The 22,078-nt window shown below is 69.1% G+C and carries 21 protein-coding genes; all 21 read left to right on the plus strand.

Annotation, left to right across the window (positions count from 1 at the left end; translation table 11 throughout):
* Positions 1–115 precede the first annotated feature (115 nt).
* Complete coding sequence (locus G579_RS18160; protein WP_051180976.1) at positions 116–2,542, plus strand: PAS domain S-box protein; 2,427 nt, start codon at positions 116–118, stop codon at positions 2,540–2,542.
* Positions 2,543–3,094: 552 nt separating this feature from the next.
* Positions 3,095–3,415 (plus strand): hypothetical protein, encoded by a 321-nt coding sequence (locus tag G579_RS0106115; RefSeq protein WP_028989475.1) that lies wholly within the window; start codon positions 3,095–3,097, stop codon positions 3,413–3,415.
* A gap of 118 nt (positions 3,416–3,533) precedes the next feature.
* The gene (locus G579_RS0106120) at positions 3,534–3,941 is read left to right on the plus strand and encodes a hypothetical protein (RefSeq protein ID WP_155989753.1); all 408 of its coding nucleotides are present in this window, start codon (positions 3,534–3,536) and stop codon (positions 3,939–3,941) included.
* A gap of 64 nt (positions 3,942–4,005) precedes the next feature.
* Positions 4,006–5,382 carry a TolC family protein gene (locus G579_RS0106125; protein ID WP_028989477.1) on the plus strand — a complete coding sequence of 459 codons (1,377 nt, stop codon included), beginning with the start codon at positions 4,006–4,008 and terminating at the stop codon, positions 5,380–5,382.
* Positions 5,372–6,823: an efflux RND transporter periplasmic adaptor subunit gene (locus G579_RS16165; RefSeq protein ID WP_051180978.1), complete on the plus strand. Its 1,452-nt coding sequence runs from the start codon at positions 5,372–5,374 to the stop codon at positions 6,821–6,823. Before G579_RS0106125 ends, G579_RS16165 begins: the two co-directional genes overlap by 11 nt.
* A 564-nt stretch (positions 6,824–7,387) precedes the next feature.
* Positions 7,388–10,534, plus strand: a complete 3,147-nt coding sequence (locus tag G579_RS16170; RefSeq protein WP_051180980.1) for an efflux RND transporter permease subunit — start codon at positions 7,388–7,390, stop codon at positions 10,532–10,534.
* 46 nt (positions 10,535–10,580) lie between these two features.
* A complete protein-coding gene (locus G579_RS16175) occupies positions 10,581–12,491 on the plus strand; it encodes a copper resistance system multicopper oxidase (protein WP_038018470.1) in 1,911 nt (636 codons plus the stop codon).
* Entirely contained in the window at positions 12,475–13,251 is a 777-nt protein-coding gene (locus G579_RS0106145; RefSeq protein WP_211218669.1) for a copper resistance protein B, read from the plus strand. The genes G579_RS16175 and G579_RS0106145 overlap by 17 nt, the downstream gene beginning before the upstream one ends.
* Before the next feature lie 3 nt (positions 13,252–13,254).
* Positions 13,255–13,782, plus strand: a complete 528-nt coding sequence (locus tag G579_RS16180; protein WP_051180983.1) for a DUF2231 domain-containing protein — start codon at positions 13,255–13,257, stop codon at positions 13,780–13,782.
* Positions 13,782–14,327, plus strand: coding sequence for a c-type cytochrome (locus G579_RS16185; protein WP_051180986.1), 546 nt, complete (start codon positions 13,782–13,784; stop codon positions 14,325–14,327). Before G579_RS16180 ends, G579_RS16185 begins: the two co-directional genes overlap by 1 nt.
* Positions 14,328–14,451: 124 nt before the next feature.
* A complete protein-coding gene (locus tag G579_RS0106160) occupies positions 14,452–14,793 on the plus strand; it encodes a copper-binding protein (protein ID WP_162142976.1) in 342 nt (113 codons plus the stop codon).
* A gap of 30 nt (positions 14,794–14,823) precedes the next feature.
* Positions 14,824–15,333 carry a hypothetical protein gene (locus tag G579_RS0106165; protein WP_028989480.1) on the plus strand — a complete coding sequence of 170 codons (510 nt, stop codon included), beginning with the start codon at positions 14,824–14,826 and terminating at the stop codon, positions 15,331–15,333.
* 224 nt (positions 15,334–15,557) lie between these two features.
* Positions 15,558–15,956 carry a DUF302 domain-containing protein gene (locus G579_RS0106170; RefSeq protein ID WP_028989481.1) on the plus strand — a complete coding sequence of 133 codons (399 nt, stop codon included), beginning with the start codon at positions 15,558–15,560 and terminating at the stop codon, positions 15,954–15,956.
* 40 nt (positions 15,957–15,996) lie between these two features.
* A complete protein-coding gene (locus tag G579_RS0106175; protein WP_028989482.1) occupies positions 15,997–16,230 on the plus strand; it encodes an SHOCT domain-containing protein in 234 nt (77 codons plus the stop codon).
* A gap of 80 nt (positions 16,231–16,310) precedes the next feature.
* Entirely contained in the window at positions 16,311–16,667 is a 357-nt protein-coding gene (locus G579_RS0106180) for a hypothetical protein (RefSeq protein WP_028989483.1), read from the plus strand.
* Between the two features lie 5 nt (positions 16,668–16,672).
* Positions 16,673–17,062 carry a hypothetical protein gene (locus G579_RS0106185; RefSeq protein ID WP_028989484.1) on the plus strand — a complete coding sequence of 130 codons (390 nt, stop codon included), beginning with the start codon at positions 16,673–16,675 and terminating at the stop codon, positions 17,060–17,062.
* Between the two features lie 132 nt (positions 17,063–17,194).
* The gene (locus tag G579_RS0106190; RefSeq protein WP_028989485.1) at positions 17,195–19,579 is read left to right on the plus strand and encodes a phosphoketolase family protein; all 2,385 of its coding nucleotides are present in this window, start codon (positions 17,195–17,197) and stop codon (positions 19,577–19,579) included.
* Between the two features lie 25 nt (positions 19,580–19,604).
* Positions 19,605–19,970, plus strand: a complete 366-nt coding sequence (locus G579_RS0106195; RefSeq protein ID WP_028989486.1) for a GrlR family regulatory protein — start codon at positions 19,605–19,607, stop codon at positions 19,968–19,970.
* Positions 19,971–20,099: 129 nt separating this feature from the next.
* Positions 20,100–20,330, plus strand: coding sequence for a glutaredoxin family protein (locus G579_RS0106200; RefSeq protein ID WP_028989487.1), 231 nt, complete (start codon positions 20,100–20,102; stop codon positions 20,328–20,330).
* 152 nt (positions 20,331–20,482) lie between these two features.
* Entirely contained in the window at positions 20,483–21,448 is a 966-nt protein-coding gene (locus tag G579_RS16190; RefSeq protein ID WP_038018475.1) for a cation diffusion facilitator family transporter, read from the plus strand.
* Positions 21,449–21,632: 184 nt separating this feature from the next.
* Positions 21,633–22,078 (plus strand): DUF305 domain-containing protein (locus G579_RS16195; RefSeq protein WP_155989754.1); only part of this gene is annotated, 446 nt, incomplete at its 3' end.

Genomic DNA, 22,078 nt, shown 5'->3' on the forward strand with positions numbered 1-22,078 from the left:
TATTTACCTTGTCGCCCACAATTCCAACAACAAGCTGCGGCAGGGCGCCCGGGACCAGCGCATGAAGCACGGCATGCGCCCGTGGCGCCCTGGCGCGCGTTTGCCGAGTGCGTTCATGCCCGTCCGAAGACTGCTCCTCAGCACCAGCGCGTGGCGCTATGCCCTGCCGTTCGCGCTCACCGCGCTCGCCCTGCTGCCCAACTTCTATCTTGCTCCCCTGCTGGCCCCCAACACCCTGCTGTCGCCCTTCCTGATCGGCGTGCTCCTGAGCGCGCTCTTCGGCGGTTGGGGGCCGGGCCTGCTGGCCACCGCCTTGAGCATCCTGGCCCTGAACCACTACTTCCTCCCCGCGCCCCAGACTTTCGGCACCGAGGCCCTGCTGCGCTCCACCAGCTTCATCGTGATGAGCGGCCTGATCAGCGGGCTAAGCCACTGGCTGCGCCAGGTGCTGCAGGAGAGCGAGGCGGAACGGGCGGAGCAGGCCTTCCTGGCCCGGACCGGCGCCCTGCTGGCTGAGTCCCTGGACTTCGACACCGCCCTGCGCAAACTGGCGCGCTTGGCGGTTTCTTATTTTTCCGACTGGTGCCTGATCACCATGGTGGAGCCGGATCGCGCCAACCCGCGCCTCTTCCTCGCCGGTCGGGACCCGGATCGGGAGAATTTTCTGCCGCAACTGGAAGAAGCCTATCGGATCGACGCCCGCGGCCGCTACGGTAGCGGCCAAGCCATCGCCAGCGGCCGGCCGGTGCTCATTGAGCGCTTCACCGACGCGCACCTGGCCGCCATGGCGCCGGACCCGGCGCAGTTTGCCCTGTTTCAGCGGATGGCCGTCACCTCCTACCTGTCGGTGCCGCTCATCGCCCGCGATCGGGTCATCGGCTCCATCGCCTTCGGCCGCTCCGGAACGCGGCGGCACTTCGAGGCGCGGGACTTGGCACTGGCCGAGGAGCTCGCCCGCCGCGGCGCCCTGGCCGTGGACAACGCTCTGCTCTACCGCGAAGCACGGCTGGCGGAAGCCTCGCTGCGCGAAAGCCAAGCCTCCCAGCAGGCCAGCGAGGAACTGCTGCGCATCAGCGAGGAGCGCTACCGCTCCCTGGTGCAGGCGACTTCGCAGGCGGTATGGCTCGCCAACGGCGGCGGCGAGGTGATCGCCGACAACGCCTTCTGGCGCGAGCTCACCGGGCAGGCCGAAGGACAGATGCTGGGCTGGGGCTGGGAGGAGGCGGTGCATCCGCAGGACCGCGACCGGGTAGTGCGCGAGTGGCTGGAGAGCGTCATCGCCAAAAGCGCCTTCCAAAGCGAGCTGCGGGTGCATGGTCCGGCCGGCGACCGGCACGTGGCCGTGCGCGCGGTGCCGGTGTGCGACCGCTACGGCAGCGTGCGCGAATACGTGGGCACCTTGAGCGACATCACCGAGCGCAAGCAGGCCGAGGAGGCGCTGCAGGCCAGCGAAGCACGCTTCCGGGCCACCTTCAACCAGGCGGCGGTGGGCATGGCCCTGGCCACCGCAAGCGGGGAACTGCTGCAGGTGAACCAGCGGCTGTGCGAGATCACCGGCTACGCCTGCGGCGAACTCCTGCAGCGAACCTTCCGGGACATCACCCACCCCGACGACCTGGAAACGGAGCTCGCCCTGCGACGCCGGCTGCTGACTGGCGAAATCCCCGTTTACGACCTGGAAAAGCGCTACATCCGCCGGAACGGGCAGCTGCTCTGGGTGAACGCTACGGTATCGCTGGTCCGCAATGAGGCGGGCGCGCCGGCCTACACCATCGCGGTGATCCAGGACATCACCGAAAGGCGGCGGGCGGAAGCCGCGGTCCAGCGGCTGAACGCGGAGCTGGAGCGGCGGGTGGCGGAACGCACCGCCGAGCTGGAGGCGTTCAGCTACTCGGTGTCCCACGACCTGCGCGCGCCGCTGCGCGCCATCGACGGCTTCAGCCTGGTGCTGCTGGAGGATTACGGCGAGATCCTGGACGCCGCGGGCCGGGAGCATCTGACGCGGGTGCGCCGGGCCAGCCAACGCATGTCCGGCATCATCGACGCCATGCTCAACCTGGCGCGCCTGAGCCGTGACGCACTGCGCCGCGAGCCCCTGGATCTCAGCGCCCGGGCGCGGGACATCGCCGAACACCTGTGCCAAAGCGAGCCGGCGCGGCTGGTGGCGTTCGACATCGCAGGCGGGCTGACAGCCACCGGCGATCCCCGGCTGCTCGGCGCGGTGCTGGAAAACCTCTTGGGCAATGCCTGGAAGTTCACGCGCAAGCAGGCCGATGCCCGCATCGAGTTCGGCATGCGCGAGCAGGATGGCCAGCCCGTCTACTTCGTGCGCGACAACGGCGCCGGCTTCGACATGACCTACGCCGACAAGCTCTTCGGCGCCTTCCAGCGCCTGCACAGCCCCGGCGAGTTCGAGGGCCACGGCATCGGCCTGGCCACGGTGGCGCGCATCATCGCCCGCCATGGCGGCCGCATCTGGGCCGAAGGCGCCGTCGGCCGGGGCGCCACCTTCTACTTCACCCTGGGGGGAACGGGATCGTAGGCGCGGGATGGCCCGCGATTTCACAGGCGCTGGAATGGATGATCGCGAGCCAGCTCGCTCCGACGGCCGGCGGCGACAGCGGGGCCAGCGCGGATAACCGGGCAACGCCCACACCGCCCCCTCACCCTGCCCGCTCCCTCAGGGAGCGGATATCCGGGGAACACCGATGTGGTGCCTGCCAAGCCTGGCGGGCCGGCAGCCTGGCTTGTCGGAGCGGGCTGGCCCGCGATCCGCTGTGCCGATGGGGACAAGATCGCGAGCAAGCTCGCTCCTACAGCCGGCGGCAACCTATGTAGATTGGGCTGAGTGCAGCGAAGCCCAACGGGGGTTGGGGGTGCCGTGCTACCCCGTCGTCCCGCCGCGCCGGGCACCCCGCGCTGCGCGGGGCGGGACAGCGGCGGACCTTAGCGCCCTCAAGCTTCCCATGCCGCCCCCCCAAGCCACCTCCGCCGCGAACAAAAACGCCACAACCTCGTCAAAACAGAAGCGTTTCGGCAACGGGCGGCCATCCGCCCCTCGGTGCCCGCGTTCATCTCTCTGGAGGAGCAAGCCATGCAAATGCAAAAACTGCTGCAAACCCTCGGTACCCTGCAGGCCTCGCGTACCTTGCTGCGCAGCCTGCCCAAAACGCCCGCCCTCTACCTGCTGCCCGTCGGCGTCGTGCTCGGCGGCCTGGCGTGGGTGGCGATGCAAAAGCGCCGGGAGACGGCCCAGGTGGAAGAACGCATCGAGGCGCTGGAAGCCCTGCCGTCGGAAGTGCCCGCGGAGACACCGACGGCACCCGTGGGCGCGACCGCCGGCACGGCGGCGGAAAGCGGCGCCGGCGTCCACATCGTGACCGACACCGGCCCGGGCGACACACCCAAGCTCTGAGCGCCCCCGCCGCAACCCGATCCCGGGGCCGTCCGGGGGAGCCGTCGCTGCGGACGCCGCTGACAGTCCATCGCGGGCGCGGCTTGACAGGCCGCGCGCCCGGGCATAGTGTAAAAAAATGCGAGCGATCTTCTCACCCCGACAGTTGCGCCAACTCACGCCCGGCATGCTCGGGCTGTGGCTGGCCATTGTCCTGTTCGCCGCCTTCCAGCCCTGCGCGGCCCTGGCCAACGCAATGGAAATGGCGAGTGCGCCCGCCCACGCCGCCTGCCCCGAGGCTGCCGGCCAGCACGATGCCGACTGTTGCCAGACGCCCGCCTACGTGCAGTGCAATCTGCCCGACCTGGCCAGCGACGGCCTGCACATCGAGTTCGGCAAGCACCTGGCGCCGGCGCTGCCCGTGCCGCTCGCAGCTCTCCTGCTGCCCCAGGCGCCGTGGTCGTCCACTGCACCTGGCTTCGTCCCCGAAACCCCACCCCGACAAGCCCCCGCCGCCCAGCTCTCGGGCGTCCGTCTGCTGATCTGACACGCTTCTTCCCGGTGTTCGCCACGGCGCGCGTGCGCGCCTGCAGTCGATTCCTGGAGGAGGCATGTCCGTTTTTCCGCTGTTTTTCCGTCTGGCCGTCCGCGTGCAGCGGCGCCGGTCACCAAGCCAAGATCACCGTCTGCGCCTGAGCGCGCTGGCCTTGGGGGCGCTGCTGTGCCTGCTGCCGGGCACCGGCCGCGCCGCCGACCCGGCGCCCGCCGACGCGCCGCTCGGCGGCTCTCTGACCCTGGCCGAGGCGGAGCGCCTGGCGCTGAGCCGCTATCCGACCCTGGCCCAAAGCGCAGCGGAGATCGAAGCGGCCCGCGCCCGCGCCATCTACGCCGGCCAATTGCAGGATCCGCAGTTGCGCCTGGGGGTGGAGGCGGTGCCCATCGACAGCTTCGCCCTCAATCGCGAGTCCATGACCCAGGTAGTGGTGGGCGTCACCCAGATGTTCCCGCCCACGGGCCGGCTGGCCCTGAACCGGCGCAGCGCCGAGCAGGCCACGGCGGCGGCCCGCGCCCGGCGCGAGGATCTGGCCGCCCAAATCCGGCGCGACGTGCGCCGCGCCTGGCTGGAACTCTTCTACCAGGAGCGCGCCCTGGCCACCCTGCGCGTCAATCGCGAGCTCTACGATCAGGTGGTGCGCGCCGCCCTGGCCCAGTACCGCACCGGCCGCGCGCAGGAGGCCGACGTGCTGAAGGCGCAGCTGGAGCGCGACGAGCTGTTGGACCAGGAGCAGACGCTGCTGGCCGAACGCGACGCCGCCCGCAGCCGCCTGGCGCGGCTGCTCAGCCTGCCGGAGACGGCGCTGACCCTGCCCGAGGCACTGCCGCCCCTGCCCCCCCTCCCCGCCCGGCAGGCCCTGCTCGCGCAGGTGGCGCAGCATCCGCAGGCGGCGGCCATGGAAGCCGAGATCCGCGCCCGCGAGCTGGACGTGGCGGCGGCCAAGCGCGACTACTACCCCGAATTCGGCCTGGAGGCGAGCTACGGCTACCGCGCCGCGCGCGCGGACGGCCAAAAGTTGCCGGACATGGTGTCCGCCGGGCTGGTGATGAGCCTGCCCCTCTTCACCGCCAAGCGCCAGGACGCGCGTCTGCAGGAGCGCCAGGCCCAGGCCCGGGCGCTGCGCTACGAGCACGACGACATGCTGCTGCAGCTGCGCGAAGAGGTGAACAGCCGCTACGCCGCTTACGAGCGCCTGCGGCAACGCGTCAAGGTGCTGGAGGACACCCTGTTGCCCGAGGCCCGCCAGACCGTGGACAGCAGCCTGGCCGCCTACCGGGTGGGCCGGCTGGACATGACCGGCGTGCTGCGCGCCCGGCAGAGCAGCCTCGATTACGCACTGCGCCTGTGGCGGGCACGGACCGACCTGGCCGGCGCCGCCGCCGATTTGCATTACCTGGCCGCCACGGCCGCGGAGACCGAGCATGAGCACTAAAAAAACTGTCCTGCTGGCCGGCGCCTTGCTGGCCACGGCCGCCGCCGGCATCGGCCTGGGTTGGTGGCTCAAGGAGCGGGTAGGCCCCGCCCATGCGCCGGCGGCGGCGCAGCAGGAGCGCAAGATCCTGTACTACCGCAATCCCATGGATCCGAGCATCACCTCGCCGGTGCCGAAGAAGGACGAGATGGGCATGGACTACCTTCCGGTCTATGCCGAGGACGCCGAAGCGCCCAAACGCGAACGCCGGATCCTCTATTACCGCAACCCCATGAACCCGGCCATCACCTCGGACAAACCCATGAAGGACGAGATGGGGATGGACTACATCCCGGTCTACGCCCAGGAGGGCGCTCAGGAGGGCGCCCAGGACGACAGCGGGGTGATCAGGATCGATCCGCGGGTGGTGCAAAACCTGGGCGTGCGCACCGCGCCGGCGAGCCGCCAGCGCCTCGGCCGCGCCATCGACACGGTGGGCACGGTGGCGGTGGACGAGCACCGCGTCACCTTCCTCAACCCGAAGATCAGCGGTTGGCTGGAGCGGCTGCACGCCCGCGCCGTGGGCGACGTGGTGCGGCCCGGCCAGGTGCTGGCGGAAATCTATTCGCCGGAGCTGGTGAGCGCCCAGGAGGAATACCTGGTGGCCCTGCGCGGCGCCGCGCGCCTGCGCCAAGCCCAGGATGCCCGCCTCGACGCCGAGAGCCAGGCGCTGGTGCAGGCGGCGCGCGAGCGTCTGCGCCTCCTGGACCTGCCGCCGGCGGAGATCCGCGCCCTGGAGCACCGCGGCACGGCGCGCCGCACCACGCCCCTGCGCGCGCCGCACGGCGGCGTCATCACCGAGCTGAACGCGCGCGAGGGCGGCTACGTCGGCCCGGACACCCGCATCGTCAGCCTGGCCGACCTCTCCCGGGTCTGGGTCAACGTGGAGATTTACGCCGAGCAACTGCCCTGGGTGAAGCCCGGCGACCCGGTCACCCTGCGCATTCCCGGCCTGCCCGGCCGCCAATGGCAGGGGCGCATCGATTACCTCTATCCCACTCTGAACGCCCAGAGCCGCACGGTGCAGGCGCGCCTGGCCTTCCCCAACCCGGACGGCGTGCTGCGCCCCGGCATGTACGCCAACGCCCGCGTCGCGGGCAACGTGCGCGACAATGTGCTGACGGTGCCGCGCGAAGCGCTCATCCGCACCGGCGAGCGGACCCTGGTGATCCTCGCCCTGGGCGAGGGCCGCTTCCGGCCGGCGCCGGTGCGCACCGGGGCCGAAAGCGGCGATGTCGTGGAGATCCTGGAAGGCGTGCAGGAAGGACAAAGGGTGGTGACCAGCGGGCAGTTCCTGCTGGACGCCGAAGCAAGCCTGCAGGGCGCGCTGAACCGCCTGCAGGGCGGCGAGCAGCCGGCGGCGGACGGCGGACAGGCGGCGGGTGGTCATGGAGCGCATTGAGATGAGCGGAATGCAGCCGCAACACGGCGCCATCCGGCTGGCTGTGGCCTTTTTGCTCCCGGGGCCAGCGGGCCGGGTGCGGGCCGTAGGAGCGGGCTGGCCCGCGATTTCTCGCTTATCGGCACGGCGGATCGCGAGCCAGCTCGCTCCTACGAGCCATGGGCAAACGCACGACCCGGGGGTGCTGCCGGGGAGCAGGCCACGGCGGCCCCTCACCCTGCCCGCTCCCGGCGGGAGCGCGCTTCCGGGAGACATGGTGCCGCGCCATGCCGTGGAATTGGGGGTTCCTGTTCCATTCCGTTGTGCCACGCGCCGGATCGGCGGGCAACGCACGCATAGCGATGTAGGAGCGGGCTGGCCCGCGATCCGCCGTCCCGGCCGCCGCCGAATCGCGAGCCAGCTCGCTCCCACGACCCGCTTGGCGGCCTATTCGCTCCCTAGCCTATCGGGAGCGGGCTGGGGTGAGGGCGGCACCGCGATCGCGAGCGAGTTCGCTCCCCCGATCCGGCAGGCCGGCGCCGACGCGGCCGCAGGAGCGGGTTCCGATGCCGGGGAGGGCCGGTCATGATCGGCCGCGTCATCGACTGGTCCCTGCGCAACCGCTTCCTGGTGCTGCTGGCTACCGTCCTGCTGGTGGCCTGGGGCCTCTATGCCCTGCAGCGCACGCCGGTGGACGCCATTCCCGACCTCTCGGACACCCAGGTCATCATCAAGACCAGCTACCCCGGCCAGGCGCCGCAGGTGGTGGAGGATCAGGTCACCTATCCGCTGACCACCACCCTGCTGTCGGTGCCGGGCGCCACCACGGTGCGCGGCTATTCCATGTTCGGCGACTCCTACATCTACGTGCTCTTCCAGGACGGCACCGATCCCTACTGGGCGCGCTCGCGGGTGCTGGAGTACCTGAACCAGGCCCAGGGCCGGCTGCCCGAGGGGGTGACGCCCGCCCTCGGCCCGGACGCCACCGGCGTGGGCTGGATCTACGAGTACGCCCTGGTGGATCGCAGCGGCCGGCACGATCTGGCGCAGTTGCGCGCGCTGCAGGACTGGTTCTTGAAGTTCGAGCTGCAGCGCCTGCCCGGCGTGGCGGAAGTGGCCAGCGTGGGCGGCATGGTCAAGCAGTATCAGGTGGAGGTGGACCCCGACAAGCTGCTCGCCTACAAGATCACCCTGCCGCAGGTGGAGGTGGCCATCCGGCGCGCCAACAGCGAGACCGGCGGCTCGGTGATCGAGATGGGGGAGGCGGAGTACATGGTGCGCGCCAAGGGCTACATCCGCGATCTCGATGACCTGCGCCAGGTGCCGCTCGCCGTCGGCCCCGGCGGCATCCCGGTGCGCCTGCAGGACGTGGCCAGCATCCATCTCGGGCCCGAGCTGCGCCGCGGCGTGGCGGAGCTGAACGGCCAGGGCGAGGTGGCGGGCGGCATCGTCGTCATGCGCTATGGCGAAAACGCCCAGGCCACCATCGCCCGCGTGAAGGCGCGGCTGGCGGAGCTGAAGCCCAGTCTGCCGCCGGGAGTGGAGATCGTCACCACCTACGACCGCTCGGCGCTCATCGAGCGCGCCGTGGCCAACCTGCGCGAGAAGCTCCTGGAGGAGTCGCTGGTGGTGGCGCTGGTCACTCTGCTCTTCCTCTTCCACCTGCGTTCCTCGCTGGTGGCCATCGTCAGCCTGCCGGTCGGCATCCTGACCGCTTTCATCGTCATGCACCAGCAGGGCATCAACGCCAACATCATGTCCCTGGGCGGCATCGCCATCGCCATCGGCGCCATGGTGGACGCGGCCATCGTCATGATCGAGAACATGCACAAGCACCTGGAGCGGGCCGGGCCCGGCGCCGACCGCTGGGCCATCACCCGCGAGGCGGCCCGGGAGGTGGGCCCGGCGCTCTTCTTCTCGCTGCTCATCATCACCGTCTCCTTCCTGCCCATCTTCACCCTGGAATCGCAGGAGGGTCGGCTCTTCGCCCCGCTCGCCTTCACCAAGACCTACGCCATGGCCGCGGCGGCGGCGCTGGCGGTGACGCTGGTGCCGGTGCTCATGGGCTACTTCATCCGCGGGCGCATCGTGCCCGAGCACCGCAATCCCCTGAACCGCGTCCTGATCTGGCTCTACCGGCCGGTCATCCAGGGGGTGCTTCGCTTCCGGCTGCTCACGGTGCTCGTCGCCCTGCTCCTGCTGGCCACGGTCTACTACCCCCTGTCGCGCCTGGGTTCCGAGTTCATGCCGCCCCTGAACGAGGGCGACCTGCTCTACATGCCCACCACCCTGCCATCGGTCGGCATCGGCGAAGCGGCGCGCATCCTGCAGCAGACCGACCGCATCCTGGCCCAGGTGCCCGAGGTCGAGAGCGTCTTCGGCAAGGCCGGCCGGGCGGAGACCGCCACCGACCCCGCGCCACTGTCCATGTTCGAGACGGTGATCCAGCTCAAGGACCCCAGCCAGTGGCGGCCCGGCATGACCCTGGACCGCCTCAAGGAAGAACTCGATGCCGCCGTGCGGATCCCGGGTCTCAGCAATACCTGGACCATGCCCATCCGCACCCGCATCGACATGCTCGCCACCGGCATCCGCACGCCGGTGGGCATCAAGGTCGCCGGACCGAATCTGGCCGGCATCGAAAAGCTGGGCGCCGAGATCGAGGCAGTGATGAAAAAGCAGCCGGGCACCGTGTCGGCCTACGCCGAACGCGTCACCGGCGGCCGCTACATCGAAATCACCGTGGACCGCCTGGCGGCCGCCCGCTACGGCCTGAACGTCGCCGACGTGCAGGACCTGATCCGCTCGGCCATCGGCGGCGAGAACGTCACCCGCACGGTGGAAGGCCGCGAGCGCTATCCGGTCAACCTGCGCTATCCGCGCGAGCTGCGCCAGTCCCTGGCCCGGCTCGCCGCCAGCCGGGTGGCCACGCCCGGCGGCGCGCAGGTGCCCCTGGGCGAGCTGGCGACCATCCGCGTCCAGGACGGGCCGCCGGAGATCAAGAGCGAGAATGCCCGCCTGAACGGCTGGATCTACGTGGACATCGCCAACGTGGACGTGGGCAGCTACGTGGCCCGCGCCCGCGAGGCCGTCGCCCGCGAGGTGAAGATCCCGCCCGGCTACTCGCTCACCTGGTCCGGCCAGTACGAGTACATGGAGCGCGCCAAGGCGCGGCTGCGACTCGTCGTGCCGCTGACCCTGGCGCTCATCGTACTGCTGCTCTACTTCAATTTCCGCAACGCGGTCGAGGTCGCCATGATCGTGCTGAGCCTGCCCTTCGCCCTGGTCGGCGGTTTCTGGCTGGTGTATCTGCTCGGCTATCAGCTCTCGGTGGCGGTGGGGGTGGGCTTCATCGCCCTGGCCGGCGTGGCCGCCGAGTTCGGGGTGGTGATGCTCCTCTACCTGGACCAGGCGGTAAAGCGCCATCAGGCCGAAGGGCGGCTGAGCTCCTGGGCGGATCTCAAGGCCGCCATCATCGAGGGCGCGGTGCTGCGGGTACGGCCCAAGATGATGACCGTGGCGGTGATCGTGGCCGGCCTGCTGCCGATCATGGTCAGCCAGGGCACCGGCTCGGAAGTGATGAAGCGCATCGCCGCGCCCATGGTGGGCGGCATGATCACCGCACCGCTTTTGAGCCTGCTGGTGATCCCGGCCCTTTATGCGCTGTGGAAGCGGCGGCAATTGGGCCTGCATGGCGTTAGTCAGATTACGGCCGCTGGCGACAGAAGCTAAGGTATGAGCGGCAGCGCGTCGCGGTGAACTGAAAGGAGAGAAGCCGATGCATACGAGACGTCGTTTTCTGCAGCAAGTCGGGGCGCTGGGGCTGCTGGCCGGCCTCGAGCGCCTGGCGCCGGCCTATGCCTGGGCCGAGGCCGCAAGCCCGCGGGCGCAGCAGCCGCGCCTGGCCGGCAATGCCTTCGATCTTTTCATCCGCCGGCAGGCTTACCCCTTCGGCGGCCGCGCCGGCGACGCCATCACCATCAACGGCTCGGTGCCCGGCCCGCTGCTGCGCTTTCGCGAGGGGGAGACGGTCACCCTGCGCGTGCACAACCAGCTCGCCGACGAGGACACCTCCATCCACTGGCACGGCATCCTGGTGCCGCCCGACATGGACGGCGTGCCGGGCGTGAGCTTCGCCGGCATCAAGCCGGGCGAGACCTTCGTCTACCGCTATCCGGTGCGCCAGAGCGGCACCTACTGGTATCACAGCCACTCGGGCGTGCAGGAGCAGAGCGGCCACTACGGGCCGCTGATCATCGACCCGGCCGAACCCGATCCGGTGGCCTACGACCGCGAGTACGTGGTCTTCCTCTCGGACTGGACCTTCGAGGACCCGCACCGGGTGCTGGCGCGGCTCAAGAAGCAGAGCAACTACTACAACTTCCAGCAGCGCACGGTGGGCGACTTCTTCCGCGACGTGGCCAGACAGGGCCTCGGCCCGGCCCTCAAAAACCGACTGGAATGGGGCCAGATGCGCATGGACCCGGCCGACATCCTGGACGTCACCGGCTACACCTACACCTATCTGGTCAACGGGCTGGCGCCCGAATCCAACTGGACCGGGCTCTTCCGCCCCGGGGAAAAGGTGCGGCTGCGCTTCATCAACGGCTCGGCCATGACCATCTTCGACGTGCGCATTCCCGGCCTGCCCATGACCGTGGTGCAGGCGGACGGCCAGAACGTGCGGCCGGTGACCGTGGACGAGTTCCGCATCTCGGTGGCCGAGACCTACGACGTCATCGTCGAGCCGCGGGAAGACCGAGCCTACACCGTCTTCGCCGAGCCCGAGGACCGCAGCGGCTTCGCGCGCGGCACCCTGGCTCCGCGCCCGGGCATGAGCGCGCCCATCCCGGCACGCCGCCGGCGGCCGCTGCGCACCATGGCCGACATGGGCATGTTCGGCATGGATCACGGCGGCCACGGCGGCGATGGCGGGATGCCGCAGGGACAAAGCAGCGGCTCGATGCCGGGCATGGACCACGGCGCGGCCGCGACGGACACGCGCCCAGGCCAGGCATCGACGCCCGGCATGGATCACGGCGACCACGGCGGCGCCATGCCGGGCATGACGCACGGCGCCGCCGATACGGCGCGGGCCGCGGGCGATCCCGCCGGCACCCTGCCCGGCGATCCGCCGGTCAAGCACGGCCCGGACCACCACGGTCCCGGCAACGCCGTGTCGCCCATGGAAACCAAGAACCGCCTCGACGAGCCGGGCGACGGCCTCGGCCACGACGGCCGGCGGGTACTGGTCTACACCGATCTGCGCGCGCTCAAGCCCTACCATGACCGCCGGGCGCCGAGCCGCGACGTGGAGCTGCATCTCACCGGCAACATGGAGCGCTTCATGTGGTCCTTCGACGGCAAGAAGTTCTCCGAGGTGAAGGCGCCGATCCCCTTCCACTACGGCGAGCGCCTGCGCCTCATCCTGGTCAACGACACCATGATGGAGCACCCCATCCACCTGCACGGCATGTTCATGATGCTGGAGAACGGCCACGGCGATGAGGGGCCGCTCAAGCACACCATCAACGTCAAGCCGGCCGAGCGGCTGTCCCTGCTGATCACCGCCGACGAGCCGGGACGCTGGGCGTTCCATTGCCACCTGCTCTACCACATGGAAGCGGGCATGTTCCGCGTCGTGGAAGTATCCCAACCCCAGGAGGCCGGCCATGCACAACACCCGTAATGCGATGCGCCACCGTCTCGGCGCCCTGCTCATCGCCGCCCTGCTCCCGGCCGCCGCCCAGGCGCAGGAGACGGCGGCCGAGGCCACCGGCACCCAGGTGCCGCCGGTCATGGACGACGCCATCTACAGCTTCATTCTCATCGACCAGCTCGAACACCAGTGGAATCAGGGCGCCAACAGCATCTACTGGGACGCCCAGGGCTGGGTCGGCCGCGACTACCACAAGCTGTGGATCAAGACCGAAGGCCAGAGCCGGGCGGCGCGCGCCCGCGGCGAGGCCGAAGTGCAGGCCCTCTACAGCCGGCTGATCGCACCCTACTGGGACTTCCAGGCCGGCGTGCGCTACGACACCCGCTTCGGCCGCGATGACAATCCCTCGCGCACCTTCCTGGTCGTCGGCCTGCAGGGACTGGCGCCCTACTGGTTCGACGTGGAGCCCGCGCTCTTTTTGAGCGACAAAGGCGAACTGTCCGCGCGCCTGACCGCCGAGTACGACCTACTGTTCACCCAACGGCTGGTCCTCCAGCCGCGCCTGGAGGTGAACGCCTCCGCGCGCCGGGTGGAGGACTTCGAGCTCGGCTCCGGCGTCAACAACATGGAGCTGGGCCTGCGGCTGCGTTACGAGATCCGGCGGGAGTTCGCGCCCTACATCGGCGTGTCCTGGGACCGCAAGTTCGGCGGCACCGCCGATTTCGCCCGGCGCGCCGGCGAGGAGGTGGACAACACCGCCCTCGTCGCCGGCCTGCGGGTGTGGTACTGAGCCATGGCCATCATCCCCAACTGGCATCCCGTCTTCGTCCACTTCGCCGTCGGGCTGCTGAGCATGGCGGTGCTCTTCCATCTGCTGACCCTGCTGACGCGCAGCGAACGGCTGCGCCGCGACTGGTCGGCCACGGCGCGCTGGAACCTGTGGAGCGGCACGGCCTTCGCCGTGCTCACCGCGCTGACCGGCTGGTACGCCTACAACACCGTGGCCCACGACACGCCCTCGCACCTGGCCATGACCGAGCACCGCAACTGGGCCATCGCCACGGTGCTGATCTTCCTGGTGCTCAGCGTCTGGTCCGTGCGCCGCCACTGGGTGCGCCGGCCCATCCACTGGCCGCTCGCCCTGGCCCTGCTGCTCGCTTTCGGCGCATTGGCCGGCACCGCCTGGCGCGGCGGAGAACTGGTGTTCCGCCACGGCCTCGGCGTCATGTCGCTGCCCGCCGCCGGCGCGCATGAGCATCCGGGCACGGGCGAAGCCGCGGCGCCGGATGCCGACCACACCGATGAGGAGGGAGACCACTGATGAAAAGAGCCGTTGCGCGCGCGGGGTGCGCGCTCCTGCCCCTGCTGCTGGCCGCCTGCCAGCCGTCCCCGGGCGACCAGGACCCGGTGCCAGCCGCACGGGTGGAAGCGGCACTCGCCGACCCGGCCAAGCTCGGCGCCGACGTGGACGCCAAGACCTACCGCCAGCGACTGGACAGGCGCGGCTTCGATCCGGCCCAGGTGGTGCGCGGCCGCGAGCTTTTCGTGGCCCACTGCGCCAGCTGCCACGGCCAGCTCGCCGAGGGCGCGCCCAACTGGCAAAAGCGCAGGCCGGACGGCACCTGGCCCCCGCCGCCGCTGAACGGCACGGCGCACGACTGGCATCACTCGGACCAGCTGCTGCTGCGCATCATGCGCGACGGCGGCCTGAGCTACGGCGAGTTCTACCGGGGCGCCATGCCGCCCATGGGCGACAAGCTCGACGAAGCCGACCGCCTGGCCGTGCTGCGCTACATCCAGAGCCTGTGGTCCGACGAGGCCTGGACACTGCAGCAGCAGCTCACCCGGGAGAACCCAGGCAACTGAGGCCCGCATTCACAGCAAGCCCGGCCCGGCAAGGAGGTGGCGCAGCGAATCGAAAGCAAGGCATTGGCAGTTTCTGATCGGAGTGATTCATTGCAACGCAGGAGGCTTTTCCATGAAGCAAACGATGTCCCGTCTACTCCCCGCCCTGGCGCTGCTGGCGCCCTTGGCCCTGCCAGCGCCCGCCGCCGCCATGGGCAGCACGGCCGGTCCCCAGGCGCAGAAGACCGCCGTCCAGGCCCACCCGGGCCAAGGTACGGTCAACCGGATGGACGCCGCCGCCGGCAAGGTCAACATCACCCACGGTCCCATCCCGAGCCTGGGCTGGTCCGGCATGACCATGGATTTCCAGGTGCAGAGCAAGGCCGATCTGGCCAGGATCAAGCCCGGCCAGCAGGTGAGCTTCGACGTGATCAAGAGCGCCGACGGCCGCTATCTCATCACCCGCATCACCTCGGCTACGCGCTAGCCGGGTCCACTTCACGCGAGGAGGTGTATCATGCAGCAGCTACCGCGCTTTTCCCTGAACCGGATCGCCGGCGCCACCGTCCTGGCGCTGGCCCTGTCCACCGCCCACGCCCAGACCGCGCCCGCCGATCCGGAAGGGCAGCAGGCGCCGACTGCCCAAAACCCGGCGACCGCGCTGCCGCCGCCGGTCCCGCCCGCGCCGGGAACGCCGGGCATCGGCCCGCGGGGCCAGTCCGGCATGATGCCCATGATGTCCGACCAGATGCTCCGGGAGCGCCAGGAACACATGCTCCAAATGCACGAAATGATGCACAAGATCGAGCGCGCCCGCGGCGCCGAGCGCGAGCGCCTGATGGCGGAGCAGCGGCAGATGATGCGCACGCACATGCAGGAAATGCATCAGGAAATGCAGCAGATGCGCTCCACCATGGGCGGCGCGCGCCGCGGCATGGGTCCCGGCATGCAGCAGGACATGCCCATGCGCCCGCTGCCGCCGCAGGGCGGCAGCGGAGCAAATCCGCCCATGCCCGTGTCACAGTAAGCAAAGGCCCGTCTCTTGAATCGTGCACGCGGCTTTCCGGCCAGGTGCGGGCGGGGACTCCCGTGTGCTCGGCGCGGTCCCGGTACGTAGGAGCGGGCTTGCCCGCGATTGGCGCGCAGCGCCATGCCGCCCACCTGCCAGCCGCAACGCATTCAGGAGCCGGGCGCCCAAACCTGGCCGCGGGCTCGATTCCGCGGCCGCTTTCACCGACAGGAGAAGCGACGATGCTCAACACCCATCAGTACGGTTTCGGCAAGACGGTCCAGCTGAGCCCCGAGGAAACCGAGGCGCGCGTCACCGAGGCGCTGAAGGAAAAAGGCTTCGGCGTGCTCACGCGCATCGACGTGGCCGCCACCCTGAAGCAGAAGCTGGGCGAGGACATGCCGCCCTACGTCATCCTGGGCGCCTGCAATCCCAAGTTGGCTCACCAGGCCCTGAGCGCCGAGCGCGAGATCGGCCTGCTGCTGCCCTGCAACGTGGTGGTCTACCAGGATGACGCCGGCCAGGTGCACGTTTCCGCCATGGACCCGCAACCGGTGCTCAACATGGTCGGCAACCCCCGGGTCGAGCCCGTGGCCGCGCAGGTGCGCAGCCTGATTCAGGAGGCGCTGGAAGCGGTGTGAGCGCCGCCCGCCGGCGGCAGGAAAACACAAGGAGGCGGCCATGATGCACTACTGGGACGGTCATTGGGGCTGGGGCATGGGCTTCGTGGGCTGGATCCTGATGCTGCTCTTCTGGCTCGCGGTGCTCGGCCTGGCGGTTTGGCTCATCGTCTATCTTACCCGCGGGCAGGCGCGCGCCGGGCCGTCGGCGCTGGAGATCCTGAAGGAGCGCTACGCCCGCGGCGAGATCGACAAGGCCGAATACGAGCAGAAACGCAAGGATCTGCTGGAATAGCGCCGCCCGCCTTGGGCGGCTTGGAGTACAAGCAGCGGCGGCCGCGGCACGCGCCGCCATGCCGCCAGGAGGGCAACGCCGTGAAAAAGCTGATCCAGTTCACCGTCCTGAGCATGGTCCTCGCCCTGCCCCTGAACGGCTGGGCCGGCCCCAACCCCAATCAGGTCTTGCTGCAGCAACGCATCCAAGAGGCCCAGCAGCGGCTGGAGCGGGCGGAGCGCGCCCGCGGCGCCGAGCGCCAGCGCCTGATGCAGGAGCACATGCGCATGATGCAGGAAAACATGCAGATGCTGCAGCGCATGACCCCGCCCGGCCGCGGCACCAGCATGCAGGAGCACGAGGAATGGATGGCCGCACACCAGGAGCTGATGAACCGGATGCTGCTGCAGATGCAGCGGGAACACCAGCTGCTCATGGATATGCTGCCGCGCCAGTAGCGCGCATGCGCGGCGCCGGCCCGGACGTGGGCAGGCTCCTGCTCGCCTGCGGGCTCGCCATTGCCGCCGCCCTGTCCGGGCCCGCCGCCGCGGCTTCCGAGACCGACCAGCGGCTGCTGCAGGAGCAGATCCTGCAATCCCAGCGCAAGCTCGAAGCGGCGCAGCGGGCCCGGACGGCGGAGCGCCAGCGGCTGCTGCGCGAGCACATGGACATGATGCAGCGGGATCTGGAGATGATGCGGCAACAGATGCGGCAGCGGCAACCCACCCCGGCCGAGCCGCAGCAGCGGCGGCAGGCCGACGAGGCCCGTCAACTGCGCCAGCAGGAGATGATGCGGGACATGCTCGATCAGCTGCATACGGAAAGCGAGCTGCTGATGCCGCCTCCCCGCTGACGGCAAACGCCCCATCGGACCTCCGTCGCAGAGCCGGATACTTCGGCGGCCCCGATGGTCAACTCCATATCGCATCACACTATGGCGCGCAGCCGCCGGAAGTACGCATCCCGCACGCCAGGAGGAGCAATCATGGAACGCGCAGCGTCAACGCCGGCCCAGCCGGGCCCCCTCTCCGCCGACCTCTTGCAGAAGATGGATGCCTACTGGCGGGCCGCCAACTACCTGTCCGTGGGCCAGATCTATCTGCTCGACAACCCCCTGCTGCGCGAGCCGCTGACCCTGGCCCACATCAAGCCGCGCCTGCTGGGCCACTGGGGCAGCGCGCCGGGGCTGAGCTTCATCTACGTGCACCTGAACCGGGTCATCAAGCAGCACGACCTCGACGTCATCTACGTCACCGGCCCCGGCCACGGCGCGCCGGCCCTGATCGCCAACACCTACCTGGAAGGCACCTACAGCGAGCTCTACCCCGACGTGCCGCAGAACGCCGAGGGCCTGAAGCGGCTGTTCAAGCAGTTTTCCTTCCCGGGCGGCATCCCCAGCCACACCGCCCCGGAAACCCCCGGCTCCATCAACGAGGGCGGCGAGCTGGGCTATTCCCTGTCCCATGCCTATGGCGCCGTCTTCGACAATCCTGAGCTCATCGCCGCCTGCGTGGTCGGCGACGGCGAGGCGGAAACCGGCGCGCTGGCCGCCGCCTGGCACTCCAACAAGTTCCTCAACCCGGCCCGCGACGGCGCGGTGCTGCCCATCCTGCACCTGAACGGCTACAAGATCGCCAATCCGACCGTGCTGGCGCGCATCAGCCGCGAGGAGCTGGAAGATCTCTTCATCGGCTACGGCTACCAGCCCTATTTCGTCGAGGGCGACGAGCCCGCGCCCATGCATCAGCAGATGGCGGCCACCCTGGACCGGGTGATCGGCGAAATCCGCGCCATCCAGCACCGTGCCCGCCACGGCGGGCCGCTGGAACGGCCGCGCTGGCCCATGATCATCCTGCGCACCCCCAAGGGTTGGACCGGCCCCAAGGAAGTGGACGGCAAGCAGACGGAAGGCTCCTGGCGCTCGCACCAGGTGCCCTTTGCCGAAATGGCGGAAAAACCCGAGCACGTGCGCCTGCTCGAAGCCTGGCTGAAGAGCTACCGGCCCGAGGAGCTCTTCGACGAGCACGGCACCCTGCGGCCCGAGCTCGCCGCCCTGGCGCCCGCGGGCGAGCGGCGCATGGGCGCCAACCCGCACGCCAACGGCGGCATCCTGCTGCGCGACCTGCGCCTGCCCGACTTCCGCGACTACGCCGTCGAAGTGCCGGCGCCGGGCGCGGTGAGCGCCGAGGCAACCCGGCAGATGGGCGTCTTCCTGCGCGACGTGCTGACGCTCAACCAGGAGGCGCGCAACTTCCGCATCATGGGGCCCGACGAGACCGCCTCCAACCGCCTGAGCGCCGTCTTCGACGTCACCGACCGCGCCTGGATGGCCGAACGGCTGCCCCAGGACGCGAACCTGGCGCCCGACGGCCGGGTGATGGAAATCCTGAGCGAGCATACCTGCCAGGGCTGGCTGGAGGGCTACCTGCTCACCGGCCGGCACGGGCTTTTCGACTGCTACGAGGCCTTCATCCACATCGTCGATTCCATGTTCAACCAGCACGCCAAGTGGCTGGAGGTCAGCCGGCACATCCCCTGGCGGCGGCCCGTCGCCTCGCTCAACTACCTGCTGACCTCCCATGTCTGGCGCCAGGACCACAACGGCTTCTCCCACCAGGACCCGGGCTTCATCGACCTGGCCGTCAACAAGCAGGGCATCGTCCAGGTCTACCTGCCGCCCGACGCCAACAGCCTGCTCTTCGTCACCGACCGCTGCCTGCGCAGCCGCAACCTGATCAACATCATCGTCGCCGGCAAGCAGCCCGAGCCCCAGTGGCTGGACATGGATGCCGCCATCAAGCACTGCACCGCCGGCATCGGCATCTGGCCCTGGGCCAGCAGCGACCAGGGCGGCGAGCCCGACGTGGTGATGGCCTGCGCCGGCGACGTGCCGACCCTGGAGACCCTGGCGGCCGTGGACCTGATGCGCCAGCACCTGCCCGAGATCAAGGTGCGCGTCGTCAACGTGGTCGACCTCATGACCCTGCAGCCGCCCGAGGAACACCCCCACGGCCTGTCCAACCGCGACTTCGACACCCTCTTCACCACCGACAAGCCGATCATCTTCGCCTATCACGGCTATCCCTGGCTGATCCACCGCCTGACCTACCGCCGCACCAACCACAAGAACCTGCACGTGCGCGGCTTCAAGGAAAAGGGCACCACCACCACGCCCTTCGACATGGCGGTGCTCAACGACATCGACCGCTTCCACCTGGTGGCCGACGTCATCGACCGGGTGCCCAAGCTCGGCTACCACGCCGCCTACGTCAAGCAGGCCATTCGCGACAAGCTGATCGAGCACAGGGAGTACATCACCGAATACGGCCAGGACCTGCCGGAAATCCGCGACTGGCAGTGGCCGCATTGACACTTGCCCGCAGCAGGAGCCGCGCATGTCAACAACCCTGGAAGGCTTGTGGTCGGTGGCGTTCGAGTCGGCGTTCGGCAGCGAGGCCGCGGCGGGCGTACTGGTTTTCGACGGATTCCGGCTCTTCGGCGGGAGCGCCCAGTATCATTACCTGGGCACTTACCACCTGCGCGACAATGCGGCGCATGTCTGCATCGAGATTACGCACTATGACGGCGCGCTTTACCCGGGTTTCGGGGAGGAGCGGAATCTGATCGTGCTGGCCTCCGGTGAGCCGGAGCACGCGGCTTGGTCGCTCACCGGCTTTCGGCGCGACCGCCCGGACTGCGCGATCGCCATCCACCTGACCCGCCGCGCCGACTTGCCGCGTCCATCGAGAGCCGCTCCCTGACCCGGTTCAGGCCCACCCTTAGGCCCGATGCAACGTGCTTGACGTTATTTTTACCATCCCTTCAGGACACGCTCCTGAGCATTCGGGGATACATTGCAGTCGATTTCCCGGCACATGACAAGGTGAACAATGGACGTGCAAATCATCGCGACCAAAGGCTGCACCCATCGTCCCAATCTGGAAAAGGAATTGCGCGATCTCGGCATTCCGCATCAAGTGGTGTTCGTGGAAGACCACCCCGAAGTCGCGGCCCGCTACCACATCCGCCATTCGCCGAACCTGGTGGTTGACGGACAGGTGGTGTTCACCAGGCAACCCGACGAGGGAGAACTGAAAACTTTTTTTGCAGGACGCACCTGACGGATTGCATTCGTACCCGGATCCACAGGCGCATCTTGCGCCGGGTATCTGTCCCAACCCGCCTCAACAGCCGGACCGCCGCACGGCTCGATGTGCCAGTGCAGTTCGACTCGCGCAACGTCGGCTAGCGACCCGATAAAACAGGAGACCGCATGAGCATGCAGCACGGAACCGCCGGCCACCTGCCGCAAACCTCCGACAGACGGGCACTCGTCATCTCCGGCTGGCTGACGGGCATCTACTTTTTCGTGGAACTCGGCATCGGCCTGTGGACCGGTTCGGTGGCTGTCACCTCCGATGCTTTCCACACCTTCTCGGCCGTCGGCGGTGTGCTGCTCGCCCTGGCCGCCAGCCAGTTCAGCCGGCGCGGCGCCAACCGTTTCCAGACCTTCGGTTATCTGCGCGCCGAAATCGTGGGCGCGCTGTTCAACGGTCTCTTTCTCGCGGGCATGGCCGTGCTCGTGCTGTGGATGGGCGCCATGCGCCTGATGTCGCCGATCGAGCTGCCGACCGGTCCCATGCTGCTGGCCGCCGCCGGCGGGCTGGTCACCGAAACGATTTCGCTCCTGCTGCTCTACCGCGGCCAAAAGGGCAACCTGAACATGCAGGGCGCCTTCTGGCACATTATCCAGACCTTCGTCGGCAGCCTCATCATCGTGGTCTCCGCCCTGGTCATCCGCTTCACCGGCTTTCTGGCCATCGATCCGCTCCTGGGCATGCTGTTCGGCCTGGTGCTGTTCTGGGCCTCCTGGAAGATCATCCGCGACGCCCTCCATATCCTGCTGCAAGGCACGCCCCAGGACCTGGACCTGGAGGCGGTGGTGGCCGCCATCCGCGGCATTCCCGGCGTCACCGACGTCCATCACGTCCACGCCTGGAGCCTGACTTCGGGGCGCAATGTCTTCTCCGGACACGTGCGCGTCCAGGATTACCAGCAGGGAGAACGCATTCTGCAAAGCATTCACGCGCTCTTGCAGCAGCGTTTCGGGATCTATTTCTCCACGGTGCAGGTCGAGCAGCAGTGCCTGGACGAAGCGGCCGCGGCGGAAATCGACGTGATCAAGCCCGCCCACCACGCCCGCGGCCCGGCAATCGCCAACCCGCACGGACGGCACTGAGCCTGGCCCGGTTCCGTCGCGGCGCGACCGCGTAGCTGCATTCTCCGCGGGCAGCCGCCCGCCCTGGCCATGCCGCCGAATGGCCTAGGCAGTTCGCCCCATGGCAGGGGCGGTGGCGTCCTCTAAGCTGCTCCTTCCGCTGCTGCACCAGCGCGTTTCCCCGTGGATACTCAAGGAGTCAGCCATGCTATACCCTACTTACCGCCGATCCGCCTCGACCGTGCAGCGCCTCCTCTTCCTGGCCCTGCTGGCGCTCGCCGCCCTGGCCGCCCGGCCCGCCGCCGCGCACATCAACGTTCCGCCCGAGGTCGCCCGCAGCTATGAAGCGCTGTACATGCAGAGCATGATCGATCACCACGCCATGGCAGTCGAGATGGGCGAGATCTGCCTCAAGCCCGGCAACGCCAGCCATCCGGAGCTGCGCACCCTGTGCAGCAACGTGGTCAAGACCCAGACCCAGGAGATCCAGCAGATGCAGGCCTGGCTGCGCGACTGGTACAACATCAACTACACACCGCGCATGTCCCCCGCCGACCAGCAGATGCTGCGCGAGCTGGATGCCCTGAACGGCGCGGATTTCGAGAAAACGTTCATGCGCGAGATGAGCGACCATCACTGGATGGCCATCGA

Origin of the sequence: Thermithiobacillus tepidarius DSM 3134, from assembly GCF_000423825.1 — a bacterium.
GTDB classification, from domain to species: Bacteria; Pseudomonadota; Gammaproteobacteria; order Acidithiobacillales; family Thermithiobacillaceae; genus Thermithiobacillus; species Thermithiobacillus tepidarius.

Bases quoted from the DNA above. Each gene is read 5' to 3' on its own strand.
- G579_RS16180 (WP_051180983.1), top strand. From the start codon at position 13,255: ATGGCCATCATCCCCAACTGGCATCCCGTCTTCGTCCACTTCGCCGTC.
- G579_RS0106160 (WP_162142976.1), top strand. From the start codon at position 14,452: ATGTCCCGTCTACTCCCCGCCCTGGCGCTGCTGGCGCCCTTGGCCCTG.
- G579_RS16185 (WP_051180986.1), top strand. From the start codon at position 13,782: ATGAAAAGAGCCGTTGCGCGCGCGGGGTGCGCGCTCCTGCCCCTGCTG.
- G579_RS0106195 (WP_028989486.1), top strand. From the start codon at position 19,605: ATGTCAACAACCCTGGAAGGCTTGTGGTCGGTGGCGTTCGAGTCGGCG.
- G579_RS0106200 (WP_028989487.1), top strand. From the start codon at position 20,100: ATGGACGTGCAAATCATCGCGACCAAAGGCTGCACCCATCGTCCCAAT.
- G579_RS16165 (WP_051180978.1), top strand. From the start codon at position 5,372: ATGAGCACTAAAAAAACTGTCCTGCTGGCCGGCGCCTTGCTGGCCACG.
- G579_RS0106145 (WP_211218669.1), top strand. From the start codon at position 12,475: ATGCACAACACCCGTAATGCGATGCGCCACCGTCTCGGCGCCCTGCTC.
- G579_RS0106165 (WP_028989480.1), top strand. From the start codon at position 14,824: ATGCAGCAGCTACCGCGCTTTTCCCTGAACCGGATCGCCGGCGCCACC.
- G579_RS0106175 (WP_028989482.1), top strand. From the start codon at position 15,997: ATGATGCACTACTGGGACGGTCATTGGGGCTGGGGCATGGGCTTCGTG.
- G579_RS0106120 (WP_155989753.1), top strand. From the start codon at position 3,534: ATGCGAGCGATCTTCTCACCCCGACAGTTGCGCCAACTCACGCCCGGC.
- G579_RS0106185 (WP_028989484.1), top strand. From the start codon at position 16,673: ATGCGCGGCGCCGGCCCGGACGTGGGCAGGCTCCTGCTCGCCTGCGGG.
- G579_RS0106115 (WP_028989475.1), top strand. From the start codon at position 3,095: ATGCAAATGCAAAAACTGCTGCAAACCCTCGGTACCCTGCAGGCCTCG.
- G579_RS16170 (WP_051180980.1), top strand. From the start codon at position 7,388: ATGATCGGCCGCGTCATCGACTGGTCCCTGCGCAACCGCTTCCTGGTG.
- G579_RS16175 (WP_038018470.1), top strand. From the start codon at position 10,581: ATGCATACGAGACGTCGTTTTCTGCAGCAAGTCGGGGCGCTGGGGCTG.
- G579_RS16190 (WP_038018475.1), top strand. From the start codon at position 20,483: ATGAGCATGCAGCACGGAACCGCCGGCCACCTGCCGCAAACCTCCGAC.
- G579_RS0106125 (WP_028989477.1), top strand. From the start codon at position 4,006: ATGTCCGTTTTTCCGCTGTTTTTCCGTCTGGCCGTCCGCGTGCAGCGG.
- G579_RS0106190 (WP_028989485.1), top strand. From the start codon at position 17,195: ATGGAACGCGCAGCGTCAACGCCGGCCCAGCCGGGCCCCCTCTCCGCC.
- G579_RS0106170 (WP_028989481.1), top strand. From the start codon at position 15,558: ATGCTCAACACCCATCAGTACGGTTTCGGCAAGACGGTCCAGCTGAGC.
- G579_RS18160 (WP_051180976.1), top strand. From the start codon at position 116: ATGCCCGTCCGAAGACTGCTCCTCAGCACCAGCGCGTGGCGCTATGCC.